25 protein-coding genes are annotated in these 24,147 nt (G+C 57.2%); 11 read left to right on the top strand and 14 right to left on the bottom strand.

Annotated elements, in window-relative coordinates; translation table 11 throughout:
* Positions 1–92 precede the first annotated feature (92 nt).
* Complete coding sequence (locus ACN080_RS08450; protein WP_419110822.1) at positions 93–437, top strand: PadR family transcriptional regulator; 345 nt, start codon at positions 93–95, stop codon at positions 435–437.
* A gap of 19 nt (positions 438–456) precedes the next feature.
* Positions 457–1,521, top strand: coding sequence for a hypothetical protein (locus tag ACN080_RS08445; protein WP_419113531.1), 1,065 nt, complete (start codon positions 457–459; stop codon positions 1,519–1,521).
* A gap of 64 nt (positions 1,522–1,585) precedes the next feature.
* Here ACN080_RS08445 and ACN080_RS08440 read toward each other — a convergent pair whose 3' ends face one another.
* Positions 1,586–1,990 (bottom strand): PLD nuclease N-terminal domain-containing protein, encoded by a 405-nt coding sequence (locus tag ACN080_RS08440; protein WP_419104741.1) that lies wholly within the window; start codon positions 1,988–1,990, stop codon positions 1,586–1,588.
* An 87-nt stretch (positions 1,991–2,077) separates the two neighbouring features.
* On the opposite strand from ACN080_RS08440, the gene ACN080_RS08435 reads away from it, so the two are divergent.
* Positions 2,078–2,359 carry a hypothetical protein gene (locus ACN080_RS08435; RefSeq protein WP_419099202.1) on the top strand — a complete coding sequence of 94 codons (282 nt, stop codon included), beginning with the start codon at positions 2,078–2,080 and terminating at the stop codon, positions 2,357–2,359.
* Between the two features lie 85 nt (positions 2,360–2,444).
* On the opposite strand, the gene ACN080_RS08430 is transcribed toward ACN080_RS08435, so the two are convergent.
* Positions 2,445–3,362: a 1,4-dihydroxy-2-naphthoate polyprenyltransferase gene (locus ACN080_RS08430; protein WP_419099203.1), complete on the bottom strand. Its 918-nt coding sequence runs from the start codon at positions 3,360–3,362 to the stop codon at positions 2,445–2,447.
* A gap of 87 nt (positions 3,363–3,449) precedes the next feature.
* Positions 3,450–4,703, bottom strand: coding sequence for an AMP-binding protein (locus tag ACN080_RS08425; protein ID WP_419113530.1), 1,254 nt, complete (start codon positions 4,701–4,703; stop codon positions 3,450–3,452).
* A gap of 112 nt (positions 4,704–4,815) precedes the next feature.
* Here ACN080_RS08425 and ACN080_RS08420 point away from each other — a divergent pair, with 112 nt between their 5' ends.
* Both ACN080_RS08420 and ACN080_RS08415 read left to right on the top strand, forming a co-directional pair.
* A complete protein-coding gene (locus ACN080_RS08420) occupies positions 4,816–4,986 on the top strand; it encodes a hypothetical protein (RefSeq protein ID WP_419113529.1) in 171 nt (56 codons plus the stop codon).
* A 2-nt stretch (positions 4,987–4,988) separates the two neighbouring features.
* A complete protein-coding gene (locus ACN080_RS08415) occupies positions 4,989–5,219 on the top strand; it encodes a hypothetical protein (protein WP_419113528.1) in 231 nt (76 codons plus the stop codon).
* Positions 5,220–6,185: 966 nt separating this feature from the next.
* On the opposite strand, the gene ACN080_RS08410 is transcribed toward ACN080_RS08415, so the two are convergent.
* The 6 genes from ACN080_RS08410 to gluQRS form a co-directional block, all read right to left on the bottom strand.
* Complete coding sequence (locus ACN080_RS08410) at positions 6,186–6,443, bottom strand: Txe/YoeB family addiction module toxin (RefSeq protein WP_419113527.1); 258 nt, start codon at positions 6,441–6,443, stop codon at positions 6,186–6,188.
* A gap of 7 nt (positions 6,444–6,450) precedes the next feature.
* Positions 6,451–6,705 carry a type II toxin-antitoxin system Phd/YefM family antitoxin gene (locus ACN080_RS08405; RefSeq protein WP_419111608.1) on the bottom strand — a complete coding sequence of 85 codons (255 nt, stop codon included), beginning with the start codon at positions 6,703–6,705 and terminating at the stop codon, positions 6,451–6,453.
* Positions 6,706–6,859: 154 nt separating this feature from the next.
* Complete coding sequence (locus ACN080_RS08400) at positions 6,860–7,813, bottom strand: 1,4-dihydroxy-2-naphthoyl-CoA synthase (RefSeq protein WP_419104733.1); 954 nt, start codon at positions 7,811–7,813, stop codon at positions 6,860–6,862.
* 216 nt (positions 7,814–8,029) lie between these two features.
* Entirely contained in the window at positions 8,030–9,529 is a 1,500-nt protein-coding gene (gene putP / locus ACN080_RS08395; protein ID WP_419099211.1) for a sodium/proline symporter PutP, read from the bottom strand.
* 261 nt (positions 9,530–9,790) lie between these two features.
* A complete protein-coding gene (locus ACN080_RS08390) occupies positions 9,791–10,732 on the bottom strand; it encodes an EamA family transporter (protein WP_419113526.1) in 942 nt (313 codons plus the stop codon).
* Positions 10,733–10,737: 5 nt separating this feature from the next.
* Positions 10,738–11,709 carry a tRNA glutamyl-Q(34) synthetase GluQRS gene (gene gluQRS, locus ACN080_RS08385; RefSeq protein WP_419113525.1) on the bottom strand — a complete coding sequence of 324 codons (972 nt, stop codon included), beginning with the start codon at positions 11,707–11,709 and terminating at the stop codon, positions 10,738–10,740.
* A 226-nt stretch (positions 11,710–11,935) separates the two neighbouring features.
* On the opposite strand from gluQRS, the gene ACN080_RS08380 reads away from it, so the two are divergent.
* Positions 11,936–12,850, top strand: coding sequence for an MBL fold metallo-hydrolase (locus tag ACN080_RS08380; protein WP_419113524.1), 915 nt, complete (start codon positions 11,936–11,938; stop codon positions 12,848–12,850).
* A gap of 101 nt (positions 12,851–12,951) precedes the next feature.
* Here the strand turns inward: ACN080_RS08380 and ACN080_RS08375 are convergent, their stop codons facing one another.
* Positions 12,952–14,553, bottom strand: a complete 1,602-nt coding sequence (locus tag ACN080_RS08375; RefSeq protein WP_419113523.1) for a phosphatase PAP2 family protein — start codon at positions 14,551–14,553, stop codon at positions 12,952–12,954.
* Between the two features lie 249 nt (positions 14,554–14,802).
* On the opposite strand from ACN080_RS08375, the gene ACN080_RS08370 reads away from it, so the two are divergent.
* Positions 14,803–15,843 carry an o-succinylbenzoate synthase gene (locus ACN080_RS08370; protein WP_419113522.1) on the top strand — a complete coding sequence of 347 codons (1,041 nt, stop codon included), beginning with the start codon at positions 14,803–14,805 and terminating at the stop codon, positions 15,841–15,843.
* A gap of 29 nt (positions 15,844–15,872) precedes the next feature.
* Positions 15,873–17,549, top strand: a complete 1,677-nt coding sequence (menD, locus tag ACN080_RS08365; protein ID WP_419113521.1) for a 2-succinyl-5-enolpyruvyl-6-hydroxy-3-cyclohexene-1-carboxylic-acid synthase — start codon at positions 15,873–15,875, stop codon at positions 17,547–17,549.
* An 85-nt stretch (positions 17,550–17,634) separates the two neighbouring features.
* Here menD and ACN080_RS08360 read toward each other — a convergent pair whose 3' ends face one another.
* From ACN080_RS08360 to ACN080_RS08345, 4 genes are all read right to left on the bottom strand, one after another.
* Positions 17,635–17,790 carry a methionine/alanine import family NSS transporter small subunit gene (locus ACN080_RS08360; RefSeq protein ID WP_419099218.1) on the bottom strand — a complete coding sequence of 52 codons (156 nt, stop codon included), beginning with the start codon at positions 17,788–17,790 and terminating at the stop codon, positions 17,635–17,637.
* Positions 17,791–17,792: 2 nt separating this feature from the next.
* Complete coding sequence (locus tag ACN080_RS08355; RefSeq protein WP_419113520.1) at positions 17,793–19,397, bottom strand: sodium-dependent transporter; 1,605 nt, start codon at positions 19,395–19,397, stop codon at positions 17,793–17,795.
* 302 nt (positions 19,398–19,699) lie between these two features.
* On the bottom strand, positions 19,700–20,722 hold the full coding sequence (locus tag ACN080_RS08350) for a polyprenyl synthetase family protein (protein ID WP_419113533.1): 1,023 nt from the start codon (positions 20,720–20,722) through the stop codon (positions 19,700–19,702).
* 117 nt (positions 20,723–20,839) lie between these two features.
* Positions 20,840–21,574 (bottom strand): demethylmenaquinone methyltransferase, encoded by a 735-nt coding sequence (locus ACN080_RS08345; protein ID WP_419113532.1) that lies wholly within the window; start codon positions 21,572–21,574, stop codon positions 20,840–20,842.
* A gap of 123 nt (positions 21,575–21,697) precedes the next feature.
* On the opposite strand from ACN080_RS08345, the gene ACN080_RS08340 reads away from it, so the two are divergent.
* The 3 genes from ACN080_RS08340 (at position 21,698) to ACN080_RS08330 (ending at position 24,145) form a co-directional block, all read left to right on the top strand.
* Positions 21,698–22,468: an ABC transporter substrate-binding protein gene (locus tag ACN080_RS08340; RefSeq protein WP_419113519.1), complete on the top strand. Its 771-nt coding sequence runs from the start codon at positions 21,698–21,700 to the stop codon at positions 22,466–22,468.
* Between the two features lie 88 nt (positions 22,469–22,556).
* Positions 22,557–23,351: an amino acid ABC transporter permease gene (locus ACN080_RS08335; RefSeq protein WP_419104815.1), complete on the top strand. Its 795-nt coding sequence runs from the start codon at positions 22,557–22,559 to the stop codon at positions 23,349–23,351.
* Between the two features lie 29 nt (positions 23,352–23,380).
* The gene (locus tag ACN080_RS08330) at positions 23,381–24,145 is read left to right on the top strand and encodes an amino acid ABC transporter ATP-binding protein (RefSeq protein ID WP_419111600.1); all 765 of its coding nucleotides are present in this window, start codon (positions 23,381–23,383) and stop codon (positions 24,143–24,145) included.
* The last annotated feature ends 2 nt before the right edge of the window (positions 24,146–24,147 follow it).

Raw genomic sequence — 24,147 nt, 5'->3', positions numbered from 1 at the left:
AGGGAAGAGGCCGGCTTTTTTTGTGGGTTCCCAGGGTAACTCTTGAAATCTATCTAGGTACATGTTCTACTTAGTGATGAAAGGAGCGGACTATGGCAAACAGCATGTACCCCCAGGCTCTGATCAGAGCCACCCTGCCCCTGGCCATCCTGGCCTGCCTTGAAGCCGCACCAGCCCATGGATACGGCCTGGCCCAACACCTCGAGCAGTGGGGGTACGGCAAGCTTAAGGGCGGCTCCCTCTACCCAGCTCTCTCCAAATTAGAAGACGCAGGCTTTGTCACTACCAGCTGGACTCAGGGCGAGAAGGGGCCCGCCCGCAGGCTCTACGCCATCACGGGTGCCGGTCACCACCATCTAGAAGCCCAACGCAGCCGGCTGGCGGAACTGGCCCAGCAACTGGGTGCTCTGCCTGTCGCTCTTGCCACCACTGGCTGAAAGATTTTAAGGAGGAGCTATGGCAAGGACCCCCTACGAAAGACTGACCGAAGAGATCAGGCAGATTAGTGATCTGTCTGAAGATACCGACTGGGTACAGGCCGCCTTCGCCACCCTAGCCACCAACTCCGTCAAAGCCGTAACCAGCGAAAGCGCAGTGCGGGGCGTTATCCGGCAGGTAGAGGCAACCGGGCAAAGCCCAGCCCAACTTTACGGCCCGCCGCAGGAATGGGCCGCCCACAAAATTGCGCTCTGGCGCGACAAGGGAACCCAGGTCTTTCTTGAAGACACACCCCTAGGCCTGAAAGAATTTATTGGCTTTGGTCTGTGCCTGGGGGCCTTCTACTCTCTTCTCTTCCTGCTGGTCTTAGCGCTACCGAGCGACCGCCAGGCCGACCCCAAAATAGGGATGCTAGCGGCCCCCCTGCTTCTGGCTTTCCTTACCCTAGGGGTAGGTTCCCTCTACCAGCGGGCCAATAGGCGCTGGGGGTTCGTCAAGGCTCTTACAGCCTGTGCCCTCTTCACGCTCCTTGGCTCTGGGGCAACGGCGGGCGTCTTTGGGTTGCTCGGTGCTACCAGCACCCGCTATTCCCCCTGGTGGCTCCTACTGATTGCAGCTGTTCTCGGTCTACTGGGAGCCTTAGCCTTCAAACACCTCCCAGAGCCCTCACCGCACAAAGCACAGGAGTTGGTGCCCGGTGATGAAGCTGCCTGGCTATCCGTTTTCATCCAGGAACTGCGATCCCGGGGCGATATGACCGAAGCCCGTGCCCGCGAAGAAGCCTACCGCGTGAGAGAACACCTAGCCTTCAGCCAAAGTAGTGCCCTAGAAGAGTTTGGTGATCCCGTTACCTATGCCCGCTCACTGGCCGGGCAAGGCAAGGTCCCGCCCTACCGCAACCTCCTGAGAGCCTCGCTTAGCCTAGGGGCCTGCTGCTTTTGGGCCTACAGCGCTTTTGCCGTCAATGACCCACAGGCTCTTAGCTGGAAACTACCCATCCTATTCCTGCTCGTGATACTGCTGGTCACGGAGGCCCGTAAAAGCTGGCGCGCCTACCATAAGGCCCAGAAGCCCCTGACCTAGAAAATCAAGCCTAGAAAACCGGCGAAAATGAGGCCCCCGTAGCGACTGCTACGGGGGCTCAGGTTTATGAGGGACTGCCATCTTCTGGCTTATGGTCGGGGTCCTCGGGATCTTGAGGGTCAGCCCGCTCAGCGTCAGCAGGGTTCTTCAGCCCTTTGCGCTCGCGGTCCTGCTTCTCTCGTCTGGCCCTAGCCTCAAGAAAACGAAGATACTCGGGGTCGTCATCGGGAGCTACCACCGGTTTCTCAACAGGCGCGCCGAAAGAGCCGTACCGTGATTTAGGCGGCCTGCCCAACCAGAACCAGAGCACAGACCCCAGTAAGGGGAACAGAATCAAAACAACCAGCCAGGCCCCCTTAGGTAGGGTCCTTACCAGGCCCCGGTCGCTCTGAGCGGCATCCAGGACAGAAAAAATCCACACACCCACTAGCAGTGCGGCACCGCCAATAATCAAAATAGCTCTACCCATACCCTCTAGTGTGGCACGTTCCAGCCCGCTAGATGAGCTTGTGCGCTGATAGCGAGGTAAACCGACCGGGCAGGGTAGACTGGGGGAGTGAATTTTTTCAAGTACTCCTTGCTCCGACTCAGTCTTGCGGCTTTAGCTTTCTTCGCCGCCTACTATATTGGGGCGGGCCTTTACCTCTCCGCTATCTGCGGTGTCATCATTGGGTTCGCAATCTGCTACCTTGCCTTCCCCCGCCTGCATGTTGCCGCCGCTGGCGATTTTAACCGTCTGCTCAAGCGCAAACCCCGTGAGAAGACTACTATCGCTGAAGAAGATCAGGCCGTCGAAGACCAAATTGACGAGGCCAACCGCTCACATCAGAGCCTCTAAAACACTATCAGGGACGCTCCACCGGGCATCCCTGATGCGTTGATGGGGTACTTATCTTATGCGGGCTCTGAATCACCAGCTGGCTTTAGTAACCGGTAAAGACCGTAGCCCGCTCCGCGAAGATCTCTAAGGGGTGGAGTATCACCGCTAGGGCAATAAAAATTGAGTAGCAGAGGGCTATAAAGCCCGCCTGCTTGAGCACGGGAATGAGCTGCAGCCCCAGGGCACCGGAGAGCACTACCAGGCAGGAATGAACGACCGGGCCAATCAAAATAAAGGTGAGAACAAACCAGGGATTACTGGGGACCAGCAGAACAGTTAAACCTAAGCCCAGGGCCATCTCCGCTGTGTAGGTCAAGCGTGAAACCCTGTCCCCCAGGCGGACAGCCAGGGTCCTCTTGCCGGCCTCAATGTCGGTGGGTATATCACGGACATTATTGGCCATGAGCAGGGCGCAGGAGAAGAGCCCCATAGCCACGGCACAAACCCAGGCGGTGAGAGTAAGCTGGGCAGTTTGGGTGAACATCGTACCCAGGGTAGCGACCAAACCAAAGTAGATAAAGACAAAGATATCGCCTAGACCCAGGTAGCCGTAGGGGTGCTTGCCGCCGGTATAACCCCAGGCCGCCAGCACCGCAGAAGCACCGATGGCCAGGAACCACCACTGCTGGGAGAGCATGATCAGACCCAGGCCGCTCAGCCCGGCAAGACCGAAGCAGAGGAAGGCCGCCAGCTTGACCTGGTAGGGCTTGGCAACTCCCGATCCGACCAGGCGCAGGGGGCCAACGCGCACCTCGTCTGTTCCTTTAACGCCGTCGGAGTAGTCGTTGGCGTAGTTGACCCCCACCTGCAAGAAAAAGGCCACCAGAAAGGCCAGTAGAGCCCGTTCTGGCCTGAACTCCTTGACTTCGTAGGCGGCGGCGGAGCCAGCAATGATGGGTGCGGCGGCCAGGGGGAGGGTGCGTAGGCGCGCTCCTTCAATCCACTGTGCAACTGTTGCCACTGCTTGCTCCTTGTACTTTATCGGGGTAATTGGCGGGGATAGCCCACATAAACACCCTATTATCCCACTTTTTGCTGGGCTAGGGGTTTAGCGGGTGCGTGAGGCCCACCGCGCGGCCAGGTTGTCCTTGACTGTTTTCCGGTCGGGTTTGCCCGTGCTGAGGATAGGGAAGCCTTGCGGGAAGAAGTCAATGAGCTTGGGGGCTGAGGCCGGGCCCAGCTGCTGGGCAACCCACTCCATCAGTTCGCTGTCCAGGTTTTCAGGCTGGTGGTTGGCGGCTGAATCGTTTGCTCCGGCTAGGGTCACGGCGGCGGAAATAACCTGACCCCACCGAGGATCGGGGAGCCCAAAGACCAGGGCCTCCTGAACGAGCGGGTGGCTTTCGAGAGCGGCGGCCACCTGCCGGGCACTTGTTTTGATACCACCGGAGATGAGCACGTCGTCGCTTCGCCCCTGCACGGTGAGCCTGCCGGTGGCGGCATCAAAACTACCGAGGTCGTCGGTGCGGTACCAGCGGGTGCCGCTGGGGTCGATGAAAAAGTGTGCGGCTGTGCGCTGGGGGTCCTGCGCGTAGCCGCTGGCAATGGTCGGCCCGCCCAACCAGATTCTGCCGGGTGCGCTGGTATCTTCCGCCGGTTCTATCTGCACGCACACACCGGGCAGGGGGGTAGCCTCGTAGACGCAGCCCCCGGCTGTTTCGGCTGAACCGTAGGTTCTGATAACGGGCAGATGCAGTTGCCGGGCCGTCGCGATCAGCTGGGCGCTGGAGGGGGCACCGCCGAGCAGAACAGCCGAGAAGGAACGCAGGGCGTCCACTGCGGCCTGGCGCAGGGCGACATCCGGTGTTTCAAGCAGCCGGTGGAGCTGGGTCGGCACGAGGGATACCAGCCGCTCGCGGGCAGTGAGCCGCTCTGCACTATCTACAAAGTCGCGGGCACTAAAGCTGGTTCCCTCAGCAATGGAACGGGTGAGTACGGGCCGGGTACCTGCCAGCACTGAGCGGGCTAGCACCTGGGCACCGGCAACATAGTGGACCGGTAGAGCTAGGAGCCACTGGGCTGAACTGCAGTCGGTTACCCTGCTGGTTGCGTCGGCAGAAGCACGGAGGGCACCTGCGCAGAGCACAATCTTTTTAGGCCGACCGGTAGAGCCGCTGGTGGCTACGACAAGCGCCGGAGTGGTGGGGTTTTCATCAACCTGCCTAAAGGCCCTACCAAAGAGGGCCAGGGAACGCTCCACCTGTTCCTCTACTGCACCGATTGGTGCCCCATCCACCATGACGGCGGAGCCCGGGCTGGGTAGGGGCGGTGCGGGTAGGGGGGTGAGCTGGTGTGTGTGCATGATGTTCTCCAGTTTACGCCTGGGCGGTGAGTGGCTCTTAGCTCAATCTGCTTGATAGTGTTGTGGGTAACAGTAATGCTAGGGGTGGCCCCTGGCAGAAGAAAGGAAAATAGTGTTTTCTATTGGTGCTGGTGGGATCTTTGCCTTGCTAATCCAGCTAGCGTTCTTTGGGTTGGTCTTTTGGGCCATGCTGGTTTTCCACAAGAAGAACAAAGCTGAGATCCGGGTAATTCGTAAGCGCCTGGGCTTGGGACAGGACCTTGATGCTAGGGGAGGTAAGTAGCCATGAGCCTGATTCTTGCAGACGCGGCTAACCCGCTGGCACCCACTACTGGTGAACTGGTTATCACTATTGTTGGCCTGGTCTACCTGGTGGCAGTGCTGACTCTTTTTGTTTTCTCCATTGTGGTGCTCTTGACTTGGGTGCGCAAGAATAAGCTGCGCGTCATTGAGCTGGAATTTGAAGAACAGGCCATCGACCGCCGCCGCGCTCAGGGTGGGCAAGAGGCAGAGTAGCTGTTCCCTCTTGCGCACCGACATGCGGAGGCCCCCTCCAGTTGCGCGAGAGAAACCGCGCAGGTGGAAGGAATACAGCGAAAATACGTGAACGCATTCTTGATGATAAGGGAATAATCCTTGCTCGGGAGCCTCAAAACATAAGCAAAGGGGCATCCCTGCATCCGATAGATGCTTGCACCCCCAACTATGTGCTCCTAAGAAAAGGAGCCTGGGCCAACAGCAAATACTGCTTTATCTCCAGGGATTTAGTGGTTTGAATTTATATCACATAATTATTGAACGCCGGTAGTTCTAGGAGGGCCTGGTGGGTAATTAAATTGATAATCGAATTGTGTTTCTGGTTGGAAACGGTTTTGATATATTTGCTCTTAAACATGTAGGGAGTAAGTGTGCCACCTTCTTTGAGTCATTCTATTATTTTTTTAAAAATGAGTAATTTTAATGAAGAAAATTTACTTCTTGAAAAATGGAGGGCTTGAAAGATGATGGTGCACCAAATTGGAGTGACTTCAAATCGGCACTAGAAACCGTATATGATGAAAGGACTTCCTGTGTTGGACGGCTTGAGGAAGGCCTGAATGAAATACAGATTCAGTTTTCAAATTTTTTAAACTTCGTTGTTAATGACCATTTTTTAGAGCCGATAAACAAGCTAGCTGGAGATAATCAATGTGAATCTTAAACTTACGGAGGTTTTTGGGCGACCTAAGCCGTAGCAAGCTTGATTCTCTGGGTTTTACCAGGAGCGCAGGTAATCATCAGAAATTAAAGTTTGATATTTTTTAACTTTAACTATACTTCGTTGCTCGATAATTTCCTGTACCTGGGAAAAACAATTTGACCCTCATCCCTCTGCCACTGTCGAAAATAACTTCAAGTTCTCCCCGAACCCTAGAGGTTTGAATCTATCCACTGCCTTGTAAAAGCCGAGTTTTGGTGCGTCCATCTGATTTTTCGTTGAGGCTATTCGTAGTGGTACCTGACTGCCGCGATTCTGATGGTGTCGTCAACGATTTTATAAACCAGCCTGTGCTCCTCTGTTATTCTGCGGGACCAGTACCCCGAAAGATTATTGCGCAGAGCTTCCGGCTTGCCAATGCCCTCATTGCTATTGCGCTGAATATCTTTGAGCAAGGCGTTGATCCGTTTAAGCACCCTACGGTCCTGGGCCTGCCACCACAGGTAATCTTCCCAGGCGCTCTCACTCCACAACAGTTTCATAGGCTCGCTAACCTTCTGCAAGGGTATGAGTTTTGCCGTCACCAGACTCAAGCTCCTCAATTGAGTTAAGTAAGCGGCGTGCATTGGCGGGGGAACGCAAAAGATAAGCTGTTTCCTTGAGAGACTCGTACTCGGCCAGGGAAAGAATTACGGCAGGTTCGCGCCCAGCGCGGGTAATGATTACTTCTTCACGGTCATCAACCACAGAATCAAGTACCTGGGCGTATCTAGAACGTGATTCTGTGTAGGTCATAGTTTTCATAAAATCCTCCTGTACAGGAAACTGTACCTATGCTGAGCCTATTCGACAAGGTAAAGTGCGCAAAGAAATACGGGGTTTCCTTCCAATTGCGCGAGAAAGCCGCGCATTCGAAAGGAAACCCCGCATCTGGGTAAAACCGGTGGGGAAGAGAATCCTAGAAGTAGTAGGGGTAGCTTTCCCAGTCAGGATCGCGCTTCTCTAAGAAGGCGTCGCGGCCCTCTACCGCCTCATCGGTCATGTAAGCCATACGGGTTGCCTCACCGGCAAAGACCTGCTGGCCCACCATGCCGTCATCGGGCAGGTTAAAGGCGAACTTGAGCATACGGATAGCCTGCGGCGACTGGCGGGCAATATGCGCCGCGTACTCCAGGCCCTTCTTCTCTAACTCAGCGTGCGGCACTACCTCGTTCACCGCACCCATTTCGTACATACGCTGGGCATCGTACTCCTTGGCCAGGAAGAAAATCTCGCGCGCAAACTTCTGGCCCACCTGCCGCGCCAATAGTGCCGAGCCGTAACCCGCATCAAAAGAGCCCACGGTTGCGTCGGTCTGCTTGAACTTACCGTACTCCTCAGAGGCAATGGTCAGGTCCGCGACCACGTGCAGGGAGTGGCCGCCACCTGCCGCCCAGCCGGAGACCAGGGCAATGACCACCTTGGGCATGGTACGAATCAGGCGCTGGACCTCCAGAATATGCAGGCGGCCCGCGCGGGCAGGGTCGATGGAGTCGCGAGTCTCGCCCTCGGCGTAGCGGTAGCCATCGCGGCCGCGAATACGCTGGTCCCCGCCGGAGCAGAAGGCCCAGCCGCCGTCCTTGGGTGAGGGGCCGTTACCGGTCAAAAGTACGGTGCCCACGGTGGAGGTCATGCGGGCGTGATCCAGTACCCGGTAGAGCTCATCAACGGTGTGTGGGCGGAAGGCGTTGCGGACCTCGGGGCGGTCAAAGGCGATCCGTACGGTGGGAAGGTCCCGCACAATTTCGCCGGTGGTCTTGCGTTCTACCTGCCGGTGGTAGGTGATGTCTGTAAGGTCTTCAAAGCCCTCGACCAGTCGCCAGGAGTGGGGGTCAAAAATATCGGAAACTTGTGCGGGAAGTTGGTTAGTCATGTCACCAGTTTACCCAGGCAAGTACAGAAGCAGGCGCACGGGGGCAGGCAAGCTGGTTGGGGGCTGGAATACATTGCCCAGCGAGTGTGAGCGAGCCGGGCAAGAGGGGCGCTTGCCACTGCTGTACCTGCTGTTAGGAATGGACATAAAACCGCCCCGCTATCCTTGCCTTGGGGCAGATAGCGGGGCGGTCTTATCTCTTGGCTGAGGCGCTTGTTAGCGAGTAAGTTCCACGGCGCGGTCGAACTCTTGGTTGATTTCCTGGGCCTGAACGGAGTCACCCTTGTAGGTGGCTATCGAGATCAGGTAGGCCACGAGCAGGTTAATCAGGAAGCCGGGGACAATCTCATACATGTAACCGGAGAGGGTGTCATTGTAACCCCAGATGAAGACGGTTGCTGTACCTGCCAGCATACCGGCAACCGCACCGGCGACAGTCAGCTTACGCCAGTAGAGGCAAAGCAGGACGATGGGGCCAAAGGCGGCACCGAAGCCGGCCCAGGCGAAGGACACCAGGGACAGGACCGACGAATCCGGGTTCCAGGCCAGGGCGGCGGCAATGAGAGCAACAGCTAAAACAGCACCGCGGCCCAGCCACAGCCCCTTGGAAGCGGAGAGCTCCTTGCCCTTGCTGGTGAGCTTGTAGAGGTCCTCAGCCAGCGCTGAGGAGCAGACAACTAGCTGGGAAGACAGGGTAGACATGATGGCAGCGAGAACGGCGGCCAAAACAAAACCTGCGAGCAGGGGGTGCAGGAGATACTGGGACATATCCAAAAAGACTGATTCAGCGTTTTTGGTGTCGGTTAGCTGAGCCTCCGGGTGACGGGCAAAGTAGGCGATACCGATCAGACCGGCGCTCATAGCACCGATAATTGTCGCTAGCATCCAGGAGATTCCGATACGGCGGCCGGCGCGGGCATCAGCTACGGTGCGCAGACCCATAAAGCGCACGATAATGTGGGGCTGACCGAAGTAGCCCAGGCCCCAGGCCATGGAGGAGAGAATACCCAGCAGACTGGTGCCTGCAAAGAGCGAAAGAGCCGTGGGATTGACGGACTCGATGGTGGTTTCTAGGCCCGAGAAGCCGCCCACATAGAAGAGCGCCATGATAGGTAGAACAATGAGCGCTACGAGCATGAGCAGACCCTGAACCATGTCGGTGTAGGTGGCACCCAGGAAGCCACCAAAGAGCGTGTAGAGCATGGTAATGCCTGCCACCAGCACCATGCCGGTGTGGTAGTTGCCCCCAAAGGTGGACTGGAAGAAAACACCACCGGCCACCATGCCAGAGGACACGTAGAAAGTGAAGAAGATCAGGATAACCACTGCAGAGAAGATGCGGATGGCCCCGTAGGGGTCGCGCAGACGGTTATGGAAGAAGCTGGGGACGGTCACGGAGTTCCGCGATACTTCGGTGTAGCTCCGCAGACGGGGAGCAACAAATTTCCAGTTGAGCCAGGCACCTATGGTCAGGCCGACTGCAATCCAGGCTTCTGCCAGGCCAGTGATGTAGAGCGCGCCGGGCAGTCCCATGAGTAGCCAGCCGGACATGTCTGAGGCTCCGGCTGAGAGGGCGGCGGCTGTTGGGGAGAGGGAGCGACCGCCGAGAACATAGTCATCGAGGTTGTTGTTTTTGGTTTTGGCCCAGATGCCGATGCCAATCATGGCGGCAAAGTAGATGGCCAGGGCCACCAACTGGTAGGTGGTGTTGCTCATGAGCTCCTCTTGGATGTTACGCGCTCCCATAGAGGCCAGCCATAGTTACGGCGGCGGTGGGGCACTGGTGTGGGTATGGTCAGGTGACAAGTACCCTTGTGAGGTTACTTGAAGCTAGGTCAAACCTAAGATTTTAGCCTGTGGGTTAGCTTACACCTTATAGGTCATTTTGACACTTTCTCCTGGAAGTTCCCATGCTTTCGAATCTGTGATGACCAGCCTTGAGCTGGGCTTAGCAATTCCTCATTTTTCTACCCACCCTTAGGATGTGCTATGTCCGTTGGCGGCGGCGCTAAGGGCGATCGCCAAGCGGTTGGTGCGCCATACAATGTAGGCCCCGGAGGCCGCCACCAGCAGAATCCCCAGGTAGGACCAGGGGGTGAGTATCTCACCGAGCAAGACAGTTCCTACTGTGGCTCCGACTACCGGGTCGATAGAGAAGAGGACGCCAATAACGGCGGCACTGGTTAGCTGGCCGGCGATATTATCGGCTGAGTAGGCCAGCGCCACACCTATAATGGCGGAGAGCGCCAGCTTGAACCAGGTGCCACTGTCGAGTTCTGGCACAGCGGGAAGCGAGAGGGGGAGCATGAGCATGGCAGATAAAGCTAGGGACAGAGCCGTGCCCTTGAGTCCGCTGGTGGCTGGTGATGCGGAACCCAACCGCGCCGAATAGAGAGTGTAGCCTGCCATGGCAGTTGCCGCTCCTAGCGCCCAGATGAAGCCCAGGGGGTGATAGCCACCTGCTAGCGTGGGACCGGCAATCAGGACTACACCGACTAGGGCGACCAGGGCAAAGACCCCGTCGCGGAGCCTCCTTACTCCTAGAAGAGCTACCGTGAAAGCACCTAGGTACTCAAAGGTGACAGCAACCCCTAAAGGGATGTAGTGCACAGCATTATAAAAGCAGACGCTCATGAGGCTTAGGACTAGAGCGTATACCAGTACCTGACAGGCGTCCTTTTTACCCAGGGCCAGGGGATTAGGGCGCACCAAGACCCAGAGAACAACCGCCGCAATGAGGGTACGGAGGGCCGCCACCCTGCTGGCCCCCAGGCTCTCAAAGAGAGGGGATACGATAGCTGCCGATATTTGGATTCCCAGCGAGCCGGTCAAAATCAGCAGGAAGGCAGCCGTACCCCGGTGTTCGGCGGGGATACGCTCACGCAGGCTTTTGGGGTTCTGAACTATTGGGTTACTCATAGGCTTTATAGGCAGCAGGTACTTTCCAGGAGGGGATCAACCACGATCCAGGGGGCCCGGCCAATCTTGTCCGGTGAAAAGACGCTGAGCATTTCAGCGGCGCTTTCAGGCAGATGCGGGGTGCTGGTATTACCGCCTGAAGCAGTGATCGGGGGGAGCGGGATAGAGCCCGAAATCATCCGTAGAATCTCAGCCTGGCTTGCCCCAGCTGCCTGTAACTGGGCAAGGGTGACAGCGCCATCCCGCTTAGCTAGCCTCTTGCCTTGGGTGTTTAGGGCTAGTGGCACATGCGCGTAGGTGGGCACCCCAAGGCCTAGCAGGGTTGCCAGGTAGGCCTGTCGGGGCGCACTGGAGAGCAGATCATCGCCTCGCACCACCTGGGTCACACCCTGATAGTCGTCATCGACAACGCAGACCAGGTTATAAGCGTAGGTGCCGTCATTACGCACCAGCACGAAATCGTCTACAGCGTCGGTATAACTCCCCGCGAAGTAATCGGTGACGGTGAAAGAATCAGTGTGCGCTCGCAGACGAAGGGCGGCCGGTCGTTGGGCGCGGCGGGCGGCGCGTTCGCTTTCAGTCAGCTTGCGGCAGGTGCCGGGGTAAGCGCCCGGTGCACCGTGAGGAGCTGAGGAAGCCTCTTGGATTTCGCGGCGGGTGCAGAAACACTCATAGACCAGACCTTCCGCTAGTAGCTTCTCCACAGCGGCCCGGTAGGCCGGTAGTCGTGTGCTCTGGTAGAGGGTCTTACCGTCCCAGTCAATGCCTAGGGCAGTGAGGTCGGCAAGCTGGCCTTCAGCAGCCCCTGCCTTAACCCGGTCGAGGTCTTCAACGCGCATGACAAACCTACCCCCGGCTGAGCGAGCGAATAACCAGGCCAGGAGGGCCGTGCGGAGGTTCCCCAGGTGCAGGTCACCCGATGGTGAGGGCGCATAGCGACCGCAGGGAGGGAGGGTGTCGGGGTGTGTTTGAGGCATGCAACCAGTGTAGCTGGGACAGGGCCATCCTGCGCTTCTAGGGGAAATAGGGGCCTCTTAGGGTCTCATGTCTCAGAATCGGGCATAAATCACTGTGGTGAATATGTGACAAAAGATTGCGCTGACATGGCTAGGCAGTTTCACGTAGGGGAGTGTGTCAAGAAATAAGCCCCTCAGAAGCTAATAAAGGGGGAGCGACCTTCAGAATTCAAGTACCTTAGAGAGTATGGCTAGAACTATTGAAATTGCCGATGGTATCTATCAGATCTCAACGGACAACTACCGGCTGAACTCGGGGCTCATTGTGGGAACCGAGAAAGCACTCGTGGTTGAAACCGGTGCAGGCCCACGTCAGGGCGCGGAGATTCTGCGAGCGGTGCGCCGGGTGACTGACCTCCCTCTGGTAGTCGTTAACACCCATGCCCACTTCGACCGTTTTATGGGCAATGCTGTGTTTAACGCCGACGGTGTGGACGATTTCTGGGCTCACCCCCGAGCGGCCCGCGCTATTGAGGCCTATGGTGACCGCCAGCGTCTTTATGTTGAGGTCCTGGAGCCGGAGATGGCGCACGATCAGGGCCCCAACACCGAACTTGTGACTCCCAACCGTTTGCTCCCCGGTGACGGTAACCGCCCGGCTTTTACCCGTGTTGAGCTCGGTGAGCGCGCGGTAACTCTTATGTATCTGGGTCTTGCCCATACCGACGGTGACGTGCTGGTGGGTGTGGACGATGTCCTCTTCACCGGTGATCTGGTAGAGCAGGGCTCTGATCCTGCCTTTGACGATTCTTACCCTCAACACTGGGTGCGCACGCTGAGAACCCTTGCTGGTTTGGACCGTTACCGGATTTTTGTTCCGGGTCACGGTGATCCCGTGGAGAGTTCCTTTATTGAGCGTATGGCTAGCACTATGGAAGATGCTATCCAAAGCATCGCTGACTCTGCCCTGAAAAAGGTTAAGGGTGCTACTACAGCTTCTATGTATCAGCTACCGTACTCGGGGGGCTCCACCCGTATTTTGCTGGATCGTCTGCTCAAACTTGAGGCTTTTGAGGCTCAGGGTCAGGGCCTTTCTGAGGCTACCTTCCAGGAGAATGTCGCTAGTGGTCTGACCGGACCTATTACTCTGGGCCGGGGTTAGGCTTTTAGCCTCAGAGGCCGGCAGAACCTGCACAGAAATAGCTTGATAGACGGATGGCCGCCCAAAGGGCGGCCATCCGTCTTATTCAGGTATAGAAATTTTTAGTAGGCCCATACCCGCTTGTAGGCGCTACGTTGCTTATTCTGTGGGCGGAGCAGGGCAACCTGGATGCAGGTGGTAAAGGCTGCCACCGAAGCGATGAGGCAGAGCGCTGCCATAAAGGCTGAACCGGGAATCGGGTTGGTGTAGGTGACCCAATAGAGGGCGGCGGCGCAAAAACCAACAAAGAACCCTGAAATGGAGAGCAGCGGGACCAGGATGAGACCTGAACGCTGGGTGTTGCTCATATCGAGTTCTTCGGAGCGCATGAACCGCAGTATCACAAGGCCGAGGACTCCCCAGAGCCCGGTCAGGGTGATAGCTGTTATGACATCACCGGGGCGGTGCCAGCCGTTGATGACGGTTGAATAACCTGCTGCTACGGTGAAGCACATGCTCAGGAGGGCAACAGTGGGCCGGAACCGTTTAGGCGAGGCCAGGAAGAGCGCTAGACCGGAGGCTGCCGCAAAGGTTGTGTGACCTGACGGGGCAGAGTTAATGAGGGCTTCCTGGATGCCCAGGTCAGGTTTGACGATGATGTAATTTTTGAGCACTTGGCTTGAGAGGTTAGCGCCCAAGGCCATGCCCAGGCCTACGAGCGCCGGGAGGAAACGGTGCTTCCAGACCAGTACAAAGAGGATGCCAACGGCCGCAATAATTCCCGCTGCGGCCGGGATGGAGTCGAGCAGGCTGGATGTCTGGTCGGTGTAGGTCATGAACTGGTAGGAAAACTCCTGGAAGGAGACTTCATCGAGTTCTTGGCCAATGGATGTCCCGACGAAGAAGAAGAAAGCGGCAACCATGAGGAAGAAGAGGGTTCCGGCGGCAAAGAAGTGCTGGATGAGGGTCCAGAGGGAGGGCCTGGTCTGCCTGATATGTGACGGGGTGAGCATCTGGAGTCGGCCGGAGGGTGAGTTCTCGCCTGCATGTGCTTCGGCCGGCTGGCCGGGTACCCCCAGCATGTGGGGCGGTAGCGGCTGGGCCTGCTGGTAGGAGCGGGCGGGCGCAGTGTGAGCCGGGGCATAGAGGGGCCGGGGCTGGCGCTGGGCAGTCAAGGGGGCTTGCTGCGCCGTTGGAGTTTGCTGGGCTACCGGGCGTTCTTGGGCGTTACTTGTTGCTGCGCGTGCTGCGCGTTCCTGCCTGACCCGCTCAGCTGTCTGCATTGCTTTTGCTTTTGCAGTGGCTAAACCAGTTTTGGCGGCGTTTATTCCCTGTAAACCGCTTTCTTGCAGTTTGGTTTTGAGCTCATCGCGTTTGAGTGGCACGGTAGGGTCAGCCATGGTGGGGGCTGCTGGGCGGCTTGAGGGAAGAACAAGGGTCGCATCGGGATCGGGATCAAAGGTTCCGAGAGGGGCGGTAGGTGCACTATCTTGGGAGCTCTGGGGCGCTGTTTGCTGGGCGGATACCGGTAGCACAACTGTCGCGTCTGCATCCTCTACGGCGGTAGGGCCCTTATGGGGGGTGGGGGCGGAAAGAAGCATGGTGGGGTCTTGGCCCTCTGGCTGGGGCACCAGACGGGTGGTTACGGTGGGAGTAGCCAGCACCTCGGTAGCATCGTCGGGGACGCCTGAGATAGCCCGGGTGTCTCGCTCTTTAAAACTCACAGTAAACCCCAACTACCTTTCTGCCGCCTGTTAGGTACCTTCACGAGCCTATCAAGCAAAATACACTGAAACGAGTCCAAATAAATAAATTCATTGAGTACTCGAGCTTGAGCTCGCTATATCATTCTGCCAAACTCAGATGGGACTTTCCTGGGAGAAAGCCTAAGGTTTGGGTGGCAATCTAACCCTCAAAATTTTAGCAGTCCTGGGTTGGAGCATGGAGCCAATGCTCGGAGTAGATTAGAGCCTATGACAGCATCGCTACCGCTTACCTCCTTGACCCTGCCCCCGATCAATGAGATTTTAGCCAACACCAGGGTCCTTGCCCTTCCTATGAAGGTGAGGTTCCGGGGGCTTGAGGTCCGTGAGACCGCTCTGATTCAGGGACCGGCGGGCTGGGGGGAGTTCGCTCCCTTCACGGAATACGAACCTGCTGAGGCTGCCGCCTGGCTTGCCTCTGCACTTGAGGCTGCCTGGTTGCCCTACCCCGATGCCCGCCGAAATAGTATCCCTCTCAACGCTACGGTTCCTGCTGTTGATCCTCAGGCTGTTGAAAGTGTGCTGGCCCGCTATTGCGGGGAGGTTCGTGAGGTCAAAATTAAGGTGGCCGAAGCCGGCCTAGCCTTTGAAGAATCTCTAGCCCAAGACCTTAACCGGGTGAAAGCGGTTGGCCGGGTTCTGCCCCAGGCGCGCCTAAAAGTGGATGCAAACGGTGGGTGGACCGAGGCGCAGGCAGTTCACGCTCTCATGGAACTGGAGGATTATGACCTGCTGTACGCGGAGCAGCCAACGCCCGGCATCGAGAGTCTGGCCAGGGTGAGAGAAGAACTGCGACGGCGTGGAAATGGCGTGCGGATTGCCGCCGATGAGGCGGTCCGCAAAGCCGATGATCCGCTCACTGTAGCGCGACTAGGAGCTGCAGACCTGCTGGTCATTAAGGCCGCTCCTCTGGGTGGGGTTCGCCGTTCGCTGGAGATCGTGCGCCGGGCAGGCCTACCCGTTGTTGTCTCTTCGGCCCTGGAAAGTTCGGTGGGCATTCGTACTGGGGCGGCTCTGGCGGCGGCCCTGCCGGAGCTACCTTTTGGCTGCGGTTTGGGGACGGTGTCGCTGTTCAAGCAGGACGTTTCTGCTTTCCCCCTCGTGGCAGTGAACGGTAATCTTCCCTTACCTACTGTAGAACCCGATGCCGGTCTGCTCGATCAGCTTCTAGCACCACCGGATCGCCAGCGCTGGTGGCATGAACGTATTTTTGCCTGCTACCGACTTTTGGAAAGAGAGAGCCCAAGCTAAGTATTGGCACAAGTGAGTAAGATGGTGGGGTGACTTCCGCCCCAGCGCCCTCATTTATCACCGCAATCAGCGTGCTCGATACCCTGATCCGTTCAGGTATGCGGCATGTTCTTATCTGCCCAGGTTCTCGTTCTGCGCCTTTAGCCTATGCTGTGGGGGCGCTAGCCGATGCCGGAGTTCTTGAAGCCCATGTGCGAATCGATGAACGCTCAGCGGCCTTTACGGCCCTGGGCTTAGCGAAGGCCACCGGTCAAGCTGTGGGACTAATAACCACCAGTGGTACTGCGGTAGGGGAGTGCCTACCCGCCCTCATGGAGGCCTACCATTCGGGCCTCCCCCTTGCTCTACTGTCGGCGGATCGACCCGCCCACCTCCAGGGCACAGGGGCCAACCAAACTACTCGACAAGCTGGGCTGGCGCCGGCCCACACGCGTGCCAGTCTCACCCTGGAAAACTATTCGGCTGACCCTGCTGATCCCCAAAGCGACGACCTTAATCGGGCGCTAGCGGCCTTGACCGGGCGGAGCGAAAGTAACTGGAATCTCCCAGCAGACCAACCCCGTGGGCCGGTGCAGATTAACCTGGCCTTTGATACTCCGCTCACCCCAGGCCCTACCGAGCAAGAGATGCTACGGCGTTGGGCGCACAGTCTCGGGCCGCTTGCACAGCAGGGAGTGCGGCTGCTCCCCGAAAACCCAGACCTTTCTGCCCTGAGCTGGCCCCGTTCAGCCCAACTGCCTGAATATAGTTACCCTACCGTTGTGATCGCCGGGGACGGGGCGGGGCCTCTGGCTCAAATTTTTGCTCAAAAATTGGGACTACCGCTTCTAGCCGAACCGTCCTCCCAGGCTAGGTTCTCGCCGGTTGCTGTACCCGCCTACCGCCAGCTACTAGCTGGAGAGCTGGCAGGTTCCATCGAGCGGGCTGTCATCTTTGGGCATCCCACACTCTCACGTCCTGTTGCCGCCCTGATGGCCAATTCAGGTCTTGAAAGAGCACTTTATGCCCCGGTTCCTGCACCCTGGCATGAGCCTGGAGCCCTTGATCTGCACCTGGTACCTACCCTCCAGGGTTTGGCAGAATTTGCTGGGCAAGCTCCCGCTGGCTGGTTAGAGGGCTGGTTAGAAAAGGGCAAAATACAGGAAGAAGAACTCCACCAGCGGGTAGCAGCTTACCGGGCAGGCACCTATAGAGGGGATTTAAGCGACTCGGCTGACCGCACAGCTGCTCTTTCTACGGCCCTTGATACCTGGGAGAAATGCCTTTCTGATGATGCCGTTCTGGTCTTAGGTTCCTCTAATCTGATTCGAGACCTAGACCTGATTGCTCCCTCTGCGGCTTCGAGCCCACTCGTTTTTGCTCAACGCGGGTTAGCGGGTATTGATGGCACTCTGGCAGTTGCTGCTGGTATTTCTTTGGGGCTGGGGCGGAAGGTGCGTGTGCTCTTGGGCGACCTGACCTTCCTGCACGATGTCGGCTCGCTTAACATTGGCCCCTTGGAACGTAAGCCCGATGTTGAGGTGCTGGTCTACGATGACCGGGGCGGCGGTATTTTCTCTACCCTGGAACATGGGACCCTTGCCGCAGATTCCCGCTACACTGCAACCGTTCAGCGGTTTTTTACGACTCCACACACCGCAAATCTGCAGGCGCTAGCCGGAGCCTGGGGAGATAACGGGTTTAGTCTACGGGTCGTTACCCCCTAGCCGCTCAGACAGCAGAGAAAAGCCGGGGTCCACACTGACTGGTGTGGACCCCGGCATTTGTTTCTACCGCTGGGTGAGCAGGAGCTTAGGCTTCGTGGGCCCAGGGGGCTAAAGTATCAGCCTGTTCATCATCGGTGCCCGACTGATCGGGGTGGCGTGACAGGTGAACCAGAGCGGTAGCTAGCCCGCCCCAGATGAGTGCGATAGCAACAATGAGCATGATGATTGCTGATGAGCTCATAATTATTTACCTCCCTGGGCGGTTATGTTCTTGACGGTAGCATCAACGTGGTCATGCACAACCTTGCCACCGGAGATCGGGGGAGCAGGGGGAGTGAGCGCCGCACGCGAGGTCTTTGACCAAGGCAACATCGACAGGATGACAGCTGCTACAAGAAGAGCAATGACCATGCCCCAGCCGAAGATGTTGAGCATCTGGTCAGGGTATCCACCGTAGGGTTCCTTCATCAGGCCGATAAAGGTGTTGATCAGTGAGTAGCCCAAGATGATGGGTGTGATAACTGCCAGCAGTAGCATCCACAGGCGACCCATCTTCCAGGAGGAACGCTCATTGAGGTGATTGCGCAGAATGGGCAGGCCGCGGAGCAGGTAGGCCACTACAATGATGGAGACCAGGCCTGCTGCCAGAATACCGAACTGATTGACAAAGTTATCGAGAATATCCAGAACGTAGAGGCCCGAGGTGGTTGCCATCAGCACCGTTGAAATAAGAGCGATAGGTGCAATCACAAACAGGGTGGAGCGGACACGGCCCAGATTGAACTTATCTTCAACGCCCGCAACAATAACCTCGATAATTGAAATCATGGAGGTAAAGCCTGCAAAGAGCAGGGAGCCGAAGAAGAGCACACCAATGAAGGTACCACCGGGGGCCTGAGAGATGATGGTAGGGAAGGCGATAAAAGCCAGGCCGATGCCGGAGGTCGCCACCTCAGAGACTGAGGTTCCAGCTGCGGTTGCCATAAAACCAAGGGCTGCGAAAACGCCAATGCCTGCCAGCAGTTCGAAAGACGAGTTAGCAAAACCAACGACAGCACCGGTACCGGTCAGGTCGGTCTTGTTCTTGAGGTAGGAGGCGTAGGTAATCATGATGCCAAAGCCGATGGAGAGCGAGAAGAAGATCTGGCCGTAAGCTGCAACCCATACTTCAGGCTTGGTGAGGGCACCCCAATCCGGCGTGAAGAGAGCGTCCAGGCCGGTCATAGCGCCATTGAGGGTCAGTGAGTAGCCCACTAGCACGATAAACATAATAATCAGGACGGGGATAAAGAAGAGGTTAGCCAGACCGACACCTTTCTGCACGCCCAAGGACATAATGACTGCGAGCAGGACCCAAATCACCACAATGGGAATCAAGATCCCGGGTACGAAGTCAAAGGTGAGGCCGGCGGGGTCAGCTACCTGGAGGACCTCAGAGAAGAGGAAGGTCTGGGGGTCATCACCCCAGGCGTGATCAAAGGAGTAGAACAGGTAGCGGGCCGCCCATGCCAGAATCGCCGCGTAGTAGATAGCGATAATGAAGTTGATGCCCATGTGCCACCAGCCGATGAACTCAGTCTTGCGGTTCAGACGGCGGAAAGCCAGGGGGGAGGAGGCACGTGCCCGGTGGCCGATGACGTAGTCGAAGAAGAGGAAGGGTAGGCCTGCGGTCAGCAGAGCAACCAGGTAGGGGATCATGAAGGCACCGCCGCCGTTATCGTAGGCAACGTAGGGGAAGCGCCAGATGTTACCGAGGCCAACGGCGGAACCGATGGCGGCAAAGATAAAGACCTTACGGCTGGAGAAGCCTTCTCGTTTTTGAGGCGCTGAGGTCTTGGTCGTACTCATGTGAGTGTCCCTCGCTCATGGATAGAAACTAAAACTGCACCTGCTAGAGGCGCAACCGGTGGTGTGAACACTGGTGCCGGGGGTGGTGGCTGGTTCATGAGGAATCCGCTAAGAGGTGATGCGGTGGCCTCGGAGCGGGGTGGGCTCCTGGCAGAATCCTGTTAATCTTTCTTGTAGTATCTTCGAAGAGCGGACAAGTGCGCGAAAAAATCTCAGATAGTGGAAGTTTTCGGGCTATAAATTAAGCCCGGCCATGTATCTTAGCCGGGCTTATAAAATTTTGCCGTGACGCGGTATAGCTTCTAGGAGTCTCGGTGCACAACGGCGTGAGCAAAGGACTTGAGTGCTTCCTTAATAACCGTATCGGGTAGCGGCTCGATAGCGGCGATTGCATCATCGGCCCACCGGTAGGCAATATCCCAGGCTTCTTGGGTGACCGGGTGGGCTGAGAGCGCGACTACGGCCTGGGCTAGAGCCTCGTCGCTGGTAAGGTCCCCCTCAATTAATTGCTGGATACGCTGGGCTTCTTGGTCACCTGCTAATGCTGCCCGTTCAAGCAGAATGGTGGGTAGGGTTGGTACACCTTCACGCAAATCGGTGCCCGGGGTTTTGCCCGATGACTTACCCGAGCTGGTTACGTCGATGACATCGTCGGCAAGCTGGAAGGCTACGCCTACCAGTTCACCGTAGCGGGCCAGCATCTGGATAAGGGACTCGGGGGAGTCTGAAAGGATGGTGCCGTAGGAACCTGCGGCGGCAATCAGGGAGCCGGTCTTGCCCTCAATGACCTTGATGTAGTGGTTGAGGATATCCTCATGTTTCTCGGGGCCGGTGGTTTCAAAGAGCTGGCCGAGCACGAGGCGCTCAAAGGTCTGAGCCTGAACAGCTAGGGCGCGCCCGCCCAGTTCGGAAACTATAAGCGAAGCGCGGGAGAAAATGAGGTCACCGGTCAGAATAGCTACCGAGTTACCCCAGATATTCTGGGCGGTGTCTACCCCGCGACGTTTGGGGGCATCGTCCATGACATCGTCGTGGTAGAGGGTAGCCAGGTGCGTTAGTTCAACAACCACGGCCGCATCCAGTACCCGGTCGTTGATGCCGCCGCCAGCTTCTGCTGCCAGAAGGGTCAGGAGGGGGCGAATCCGCTTGCCGCCGGCGGAGAGTAGGTGGCGGGAAGCAACATCTGCCAGGTGGTTTGTCTGATTTACCGAGCGTTCAAGCCGCTGCTCAATTTCGGTGAGAGCCTCAAGGATCTTGGGGCCCAGTTCAGCGTCCTGCGCGATGAGTTCAAAGCCTTTAGGCAGACTGAAATCAGCCTCTGGCATGAATGCTTCTGCGCTCACGGGGGAGCTGGTGGAGTCAGTCACGATGATTTTTCACACTTCTTGGGTCGTACACTATCGGCCGGGGGCCGTGCTCGGGCTGCTATTAGTCTACCTGGTCTAGGCTTGGGGCTTGTATGCACGGTGTAGAGCGACGATACCGCCGGTGAGGTTGCGGTAGCGAACATCCTGCCAACCGGCTTCGGTAAAGTGGCGGGCCAGTTCGTCCTGGTTGGGCCAGGCCAGAATTGACTCTGCTAGGTATTCGTAGCTTTCGGGGTTGGAGGATACCTTGCGCGCGATGGGCGGAATCAGTTTCATGATGTAGTTCCGGTAAAGGGTGCGGAAGGGGCCGAAGGTGGGGGTGGAGAATTCGTTGATGACGATTCGACCGCCGGGTTTGGTGACTCGGTAGAGTTCCCGCAGTGCCTTGGGGTAGTCGGCGACGTTGCGTAGACCGTAAGACATGGTGACGGCGTCAAACTCGTTATCAGTAAAGGGGAGGGCCGTGACATCAGCCTGCACGAATTCGATGTCGGGGCGGCGGCGCCTGCCTACGGCGAGCATGCCTTCGGAAAGGTCGGCGGCAATGACGGTTACGCCGGCATCGGCAAAAGGCTCAGATGAGGTGCCGGTACCTGCGGCTACGTCGAGGACTTTCTGGCCGGGGCGGGCATGGACAGCGGCCACGGTCTGCTTACGCCAGTAGAGGTGCTGCCCCAGTGACATAATGCCGTTCATGAGGTCGTAGCGTTCAGCCACCTGGTCGAACATGGAGGCGATATCGGTGGTCTTTTTGTTAAGGTCTGCTCGGTTCACCCTAGCTATTTTGTCACGTTTAGGGCAAAAGCTCATATTGGTGAGCGATGAAACACCATTATGAATAATCATGCAGATGTTTGCATTTTTAATCATTCGGGGGCAGAATGAACTTCAACGCTAACCCACTTACACACCGTATGAATGAGGTAACCAACCATGAAGAAGGCGCCCTTGGCACTTGCCGCTACTGCCCTGCTCCTAACCGCCTGTGGCTCATCAGGTACTTCCGCCACAACTGAGTCCGGGGTATCCCTGATCTCTGAGGGTAAACTCACCGTCTGCACTAACCCTCCCTACGCCCCCTTCGAGTACGAAGAAAACGGCAAAATTGTTGGTCTTGACGCTGACATTGCCGCCGCTATCGCCTCAGACCTGGCTGTAGAAGCCGAAATGTACACCACCAGCTTCGAGGGGATCCAGTCAGGTGTTGCGCTCTCCTCCGGTCAGTGCGATATCGCGCTTTCCGGTATCACTGTGACCGATGAGCGCAAAACCGTCATGAACTTCACCTCCTCGTACGTCGATGACAATCTAGCAATCCTGGTGCCCGCCGATTCTTCTATCACCGGTGAAACTGACCTGTCAGGCCGTAAGGTCGGCGTCCAGCAGGCCACCAGCGGTGAAAAGTATGCCAAGGACGCCGGCGCTGACACCGTCCAGTATGAGGACAACGGTCTGCTCCTTCAGGCCCTGCAGACCGGCCAGGTCGATGCCGTGGTCGGTAACATTACTGTTCTGTCTGAAATGCTGACCGCAGATAGCAGCCTCAAAGTAGCTCAGGAGATTGAGACCAACGAAAAGATTGCTGCCGCTGTCTCCACCGAAAACACTGCACTGCTGGACTCTGCCAATGCGACTCTGAAGAAGATGCAAGACGACGGCCGCCTAGCTGACTTGCGGGAAAAGTACCTGGGTCTTTCCCAGTAAGTAGCCGCTTTTGCGGTAGCTACCTTCTAAGAAACCGGGGGTGGGCTCAGAGGAGCCTGCCCCCAGCACGTAACCGAGGATGAGAACCATGGCACTGTCTACCCGGCAGAAACAGACCTATGCCCGCTACTCCCAGTATGCTCTTCTGGCAGTGATCGCCCTGATCATTGTTCTTGTTGCCGACTGGGCAACCCTGCGTGAGAAGGTCTTTAACCCTGAAATCATCGCCAAGCAGTTCCCCAACATCATCACTGTTGCCCTGAAGAACACCTTGATTTACACGGCTTTGGGTTTTGTGGTGGGTCTGTCAGGCGGTATTCTGCTTGCCCTCATGAAGATTTCTTCTATCGCACCCTACCGGTGGATTTCTTCGCTTTACATTGAGCTTTTCCGCGGCCTGCCCGCGCTTCTTGTCTTTATCGCCTTTGGCTACGGTATTCCGCTGGCCTTTGGGTTACGCCTGAACAACTATGTGACCGTGATGCTTGCCCTGGGTATGGTAGCTGCGGCCTACATCGGTGAAGTTCTGCGGGCCGGTCTTGAGGCTGTGCCCAAGGGCCAGTATGAGGCCGCTCGATCACTGGGTATGAGCCATACCCGCGCCATGGTGACCGTTATTATTCCCCAGGCTTTCCGGATCGTTCTGCCCCCGCTGACCAACGAGATTATCTTGCTGACCAAGGACTCATCGCTGGTCTACCTACTCGGTATGTCTGTTGCCCAGTATGAGCTCACCAAATTTGGTCGCGAAGGAATTTCCGGCTCCGGTGCCGGGCTGACCCCGCTGGTTCTTGCCGGTGTCTGCTACCTGATTATCACTGTCCCTCTCGGTTTCCTTGCCCGCCACTTCGAGAAGCGTGCCCAGGCCCGCTCCCGCACGTAACCGCCACTACCGTTTCAAGGAATACAGCCATGACCGAAAATCCTGTACCTGCCTCAGTTAGCATTACCGACCTGCATAAATCCTACGGTGAGGTGGAAGTCCTCAAAGGCATCAATATGTCCGTAGCTCCCGGCCAAGTTGTCTGCCTGATTGGCCCCTCCGGCTCGGGCAAATCAACTCTTCTGCGGTGCGTCAACCTGCTGGAGACACCTAACAGCGGAACTATTGAGGTAGCAGGGCATGCGGTGACCCACCCCGACGTCGATGTCGATGCTATGCGCCGCTCTGTGGGCATGGTCTTCCAGCAGTTCAACCTCTTCCCGCACCTGACCGTACTCCAAAACTGTACGGTAGCGCAGATTAAGGTGCTCAAACGTTCCCAGGCCGAGGCCCAGAAAATTGCCATGGCTAACCTGCAGAAGGTGGGGCTGGCCGATAAGGCTCAGCGGCACCCTGATCAGCTTTCTGGCGGTCAGCAACAGCGCGTAGCTATCGCTCGTGCCCTCTCTATGAACCCCCAGCTCATGCTCTTTGATGAGCCCACCAGTGCTTTGGACCCCGAAACGGTAGGTGATGTTCTGGGTATCATGCGCCAGCTGGCTACCGAGGGCATGACCATGGTGGTCGTAACCCATGAGATGGCTTTTGCCCGTGATGTGGCTGACCGCGTGGTCTTCATGGACGGCGGTGTTGTGGTAGAGGAAGGCCCCGCTGAACAGGTCATTGGCAACCCCCAACAGGAGCGCACCCAGCTCTTCCTCTCACGTGTGCTGAACCCCACCCAGCAATCGTAGAC

It is taken from the genome of Rothia sp. CCM 9416, from assembly GCF_048513535.1.
Classification (GTDB): Bacteria; Actinomycetota; Actinomycetes; order Actinomycetales; family Micrococcaceae; genus Rothia.
Note: the sequence above shows the minus strand (reverse complement) of the source record. Positions and strands in the feature narration are given on the sequence as shown.

Bases quoted from the DNA above. Each gene is read 5' to 3' on its own strand.
- ACN080_RS08450 (WP_419110822.1), top strand. From the start codon at position 93: ATGGCAAACAGCATGTACCCCCAGGCTCTGATCAGAGCCACCCTGCCC.
- ACN080_RS08445 (WP_419113531.1), top strand. From the start codon at position 457: ATGGCAAGGACCCCCTACGAAAGACTGACCGAAGAGATCAGGCAGATT.
- ACN080_RS08440 (WP_419104741.1), bottom strand. From the start codon at position 1,990: ATGGGTAGAGCTATTTTGATTATTGGCGGTGCCGCACTGCTAGTGGGT.
- ACN080_RS08425 (WP_419113530.1), bottom strand. From the start codon at position 4,703: ATGCACACACACCAGCTCACCCCCCTACCCGCACCGCCCCTACCCAGC.
- ACN080_RS08415 (WP_419113528.1), top strand. From the start codon at position 4,989: ATGAGCCTGATTCTTGCAGACGCGGCTAACCCGCTGGCACCCACTACT.
- ACN080_RS08410 (WP_419113527.1), bottom strand. From the start codon at position 6,443: ATGAAACTGTTGTGGAGTGAGAGCGCCTGGGAAGATTACCTGTGGTGG.
- ACN080_RS08405 (WP_419111608.1), bottom strand. From the start codon at position 6,705: ATGAAAACTATGACCTACACAGAATCACGTTCTAGATACGCCCAGGTA.
- ACN080_RS08400 (WP_419104733.1), bottom strand. From the start codon at position 7,813: ATGACTAACCAACTTCCCGCACAAGTTTCCGATATTTTTGACCCCCAC.
- putP (WP_419099211.1), bottom strand. From the start codon at position 9,529: ATGAGCAACACCACCTACCAGTTGGTGGCCCTGGCCATCTACTTTGCC.
- ACN080_RS08390 (WP_419113526.1), bottom strand. From the start codon at position 10,732: ATGAGTAACCCAATAGTTCAGAACCCCAAAAGCCTGCGTGAGCGTATC.
- gluQRS (WP_419113525.1), bottom strand. From the start codon at position 11,709: ATGCCTCAAACACACCCCGACACCCTCCCTCCCTGCGGTCGCTATGCG.
- ACN080_RS08380 (WP_419113524.1), top strand. From the start codon at position 11,936: ATGGCTAGAACTATTGAAATTGCCGATGGTATCTATCAGATCTCAACG.
- ACN080_RS08370 (WP_419113522.1), top strand. From the start codon at position 14,803: ATGACAGCATCGCTACCGCTTACCTCCTTGACCCTGCCCCCGATCAAT.
- ACN080_RS08360 (WP_419099218.1), bottom strand. From the start codon at position 17,790: ATGAGCTCATCAGCAATCATCATGCTCATTGTTGCTATCGCACTCATC.
- ACN080_RS08355 (WP_419113520.1), bottom strand. From the start codon at position 19,397: ATGAGTACGACCAAGACCTCAGCGCCTCAAAAACGAGAAGGCTTCTCC.
- ACN080_RS08350 (WP_419113533.1), bottom strand. From the start codon at position 20,722: ATGCCAGAGGCTGATTTCAGTCTGCCTAAAGGCTTTGAACTCATCGCG.
- ACN080_RS08345 (WP_419113532.1), bottom strand. From the start codon at position 21,574: ATGAGCTTTTGCCCTAAACGTGACAAAATAGCTAGGGTGAACCGAGCA.
- ACN080_RS08340 (WP_419113519.1), top strand. From the start codon at position 21,698: ATGAAGAAGGCGCCCTTGGCACTTGCCGCTACTGCCCTGCTCCTAACC.
- ACN080_RS08335 (WP_419104815.1), top strand. From the start codon at position 22,557: ATGGCACTGTCTACCCGGCAGAAACAGACCTATGCCCGCTACTCCCAG.
- ACN080_RS08330 (WP_419111600.1), top strand. From the start codon at position 23,381: ATGACCGAAAATCCTGTACCTGCCTCAGTTAGCATTACCGACCTGCAT.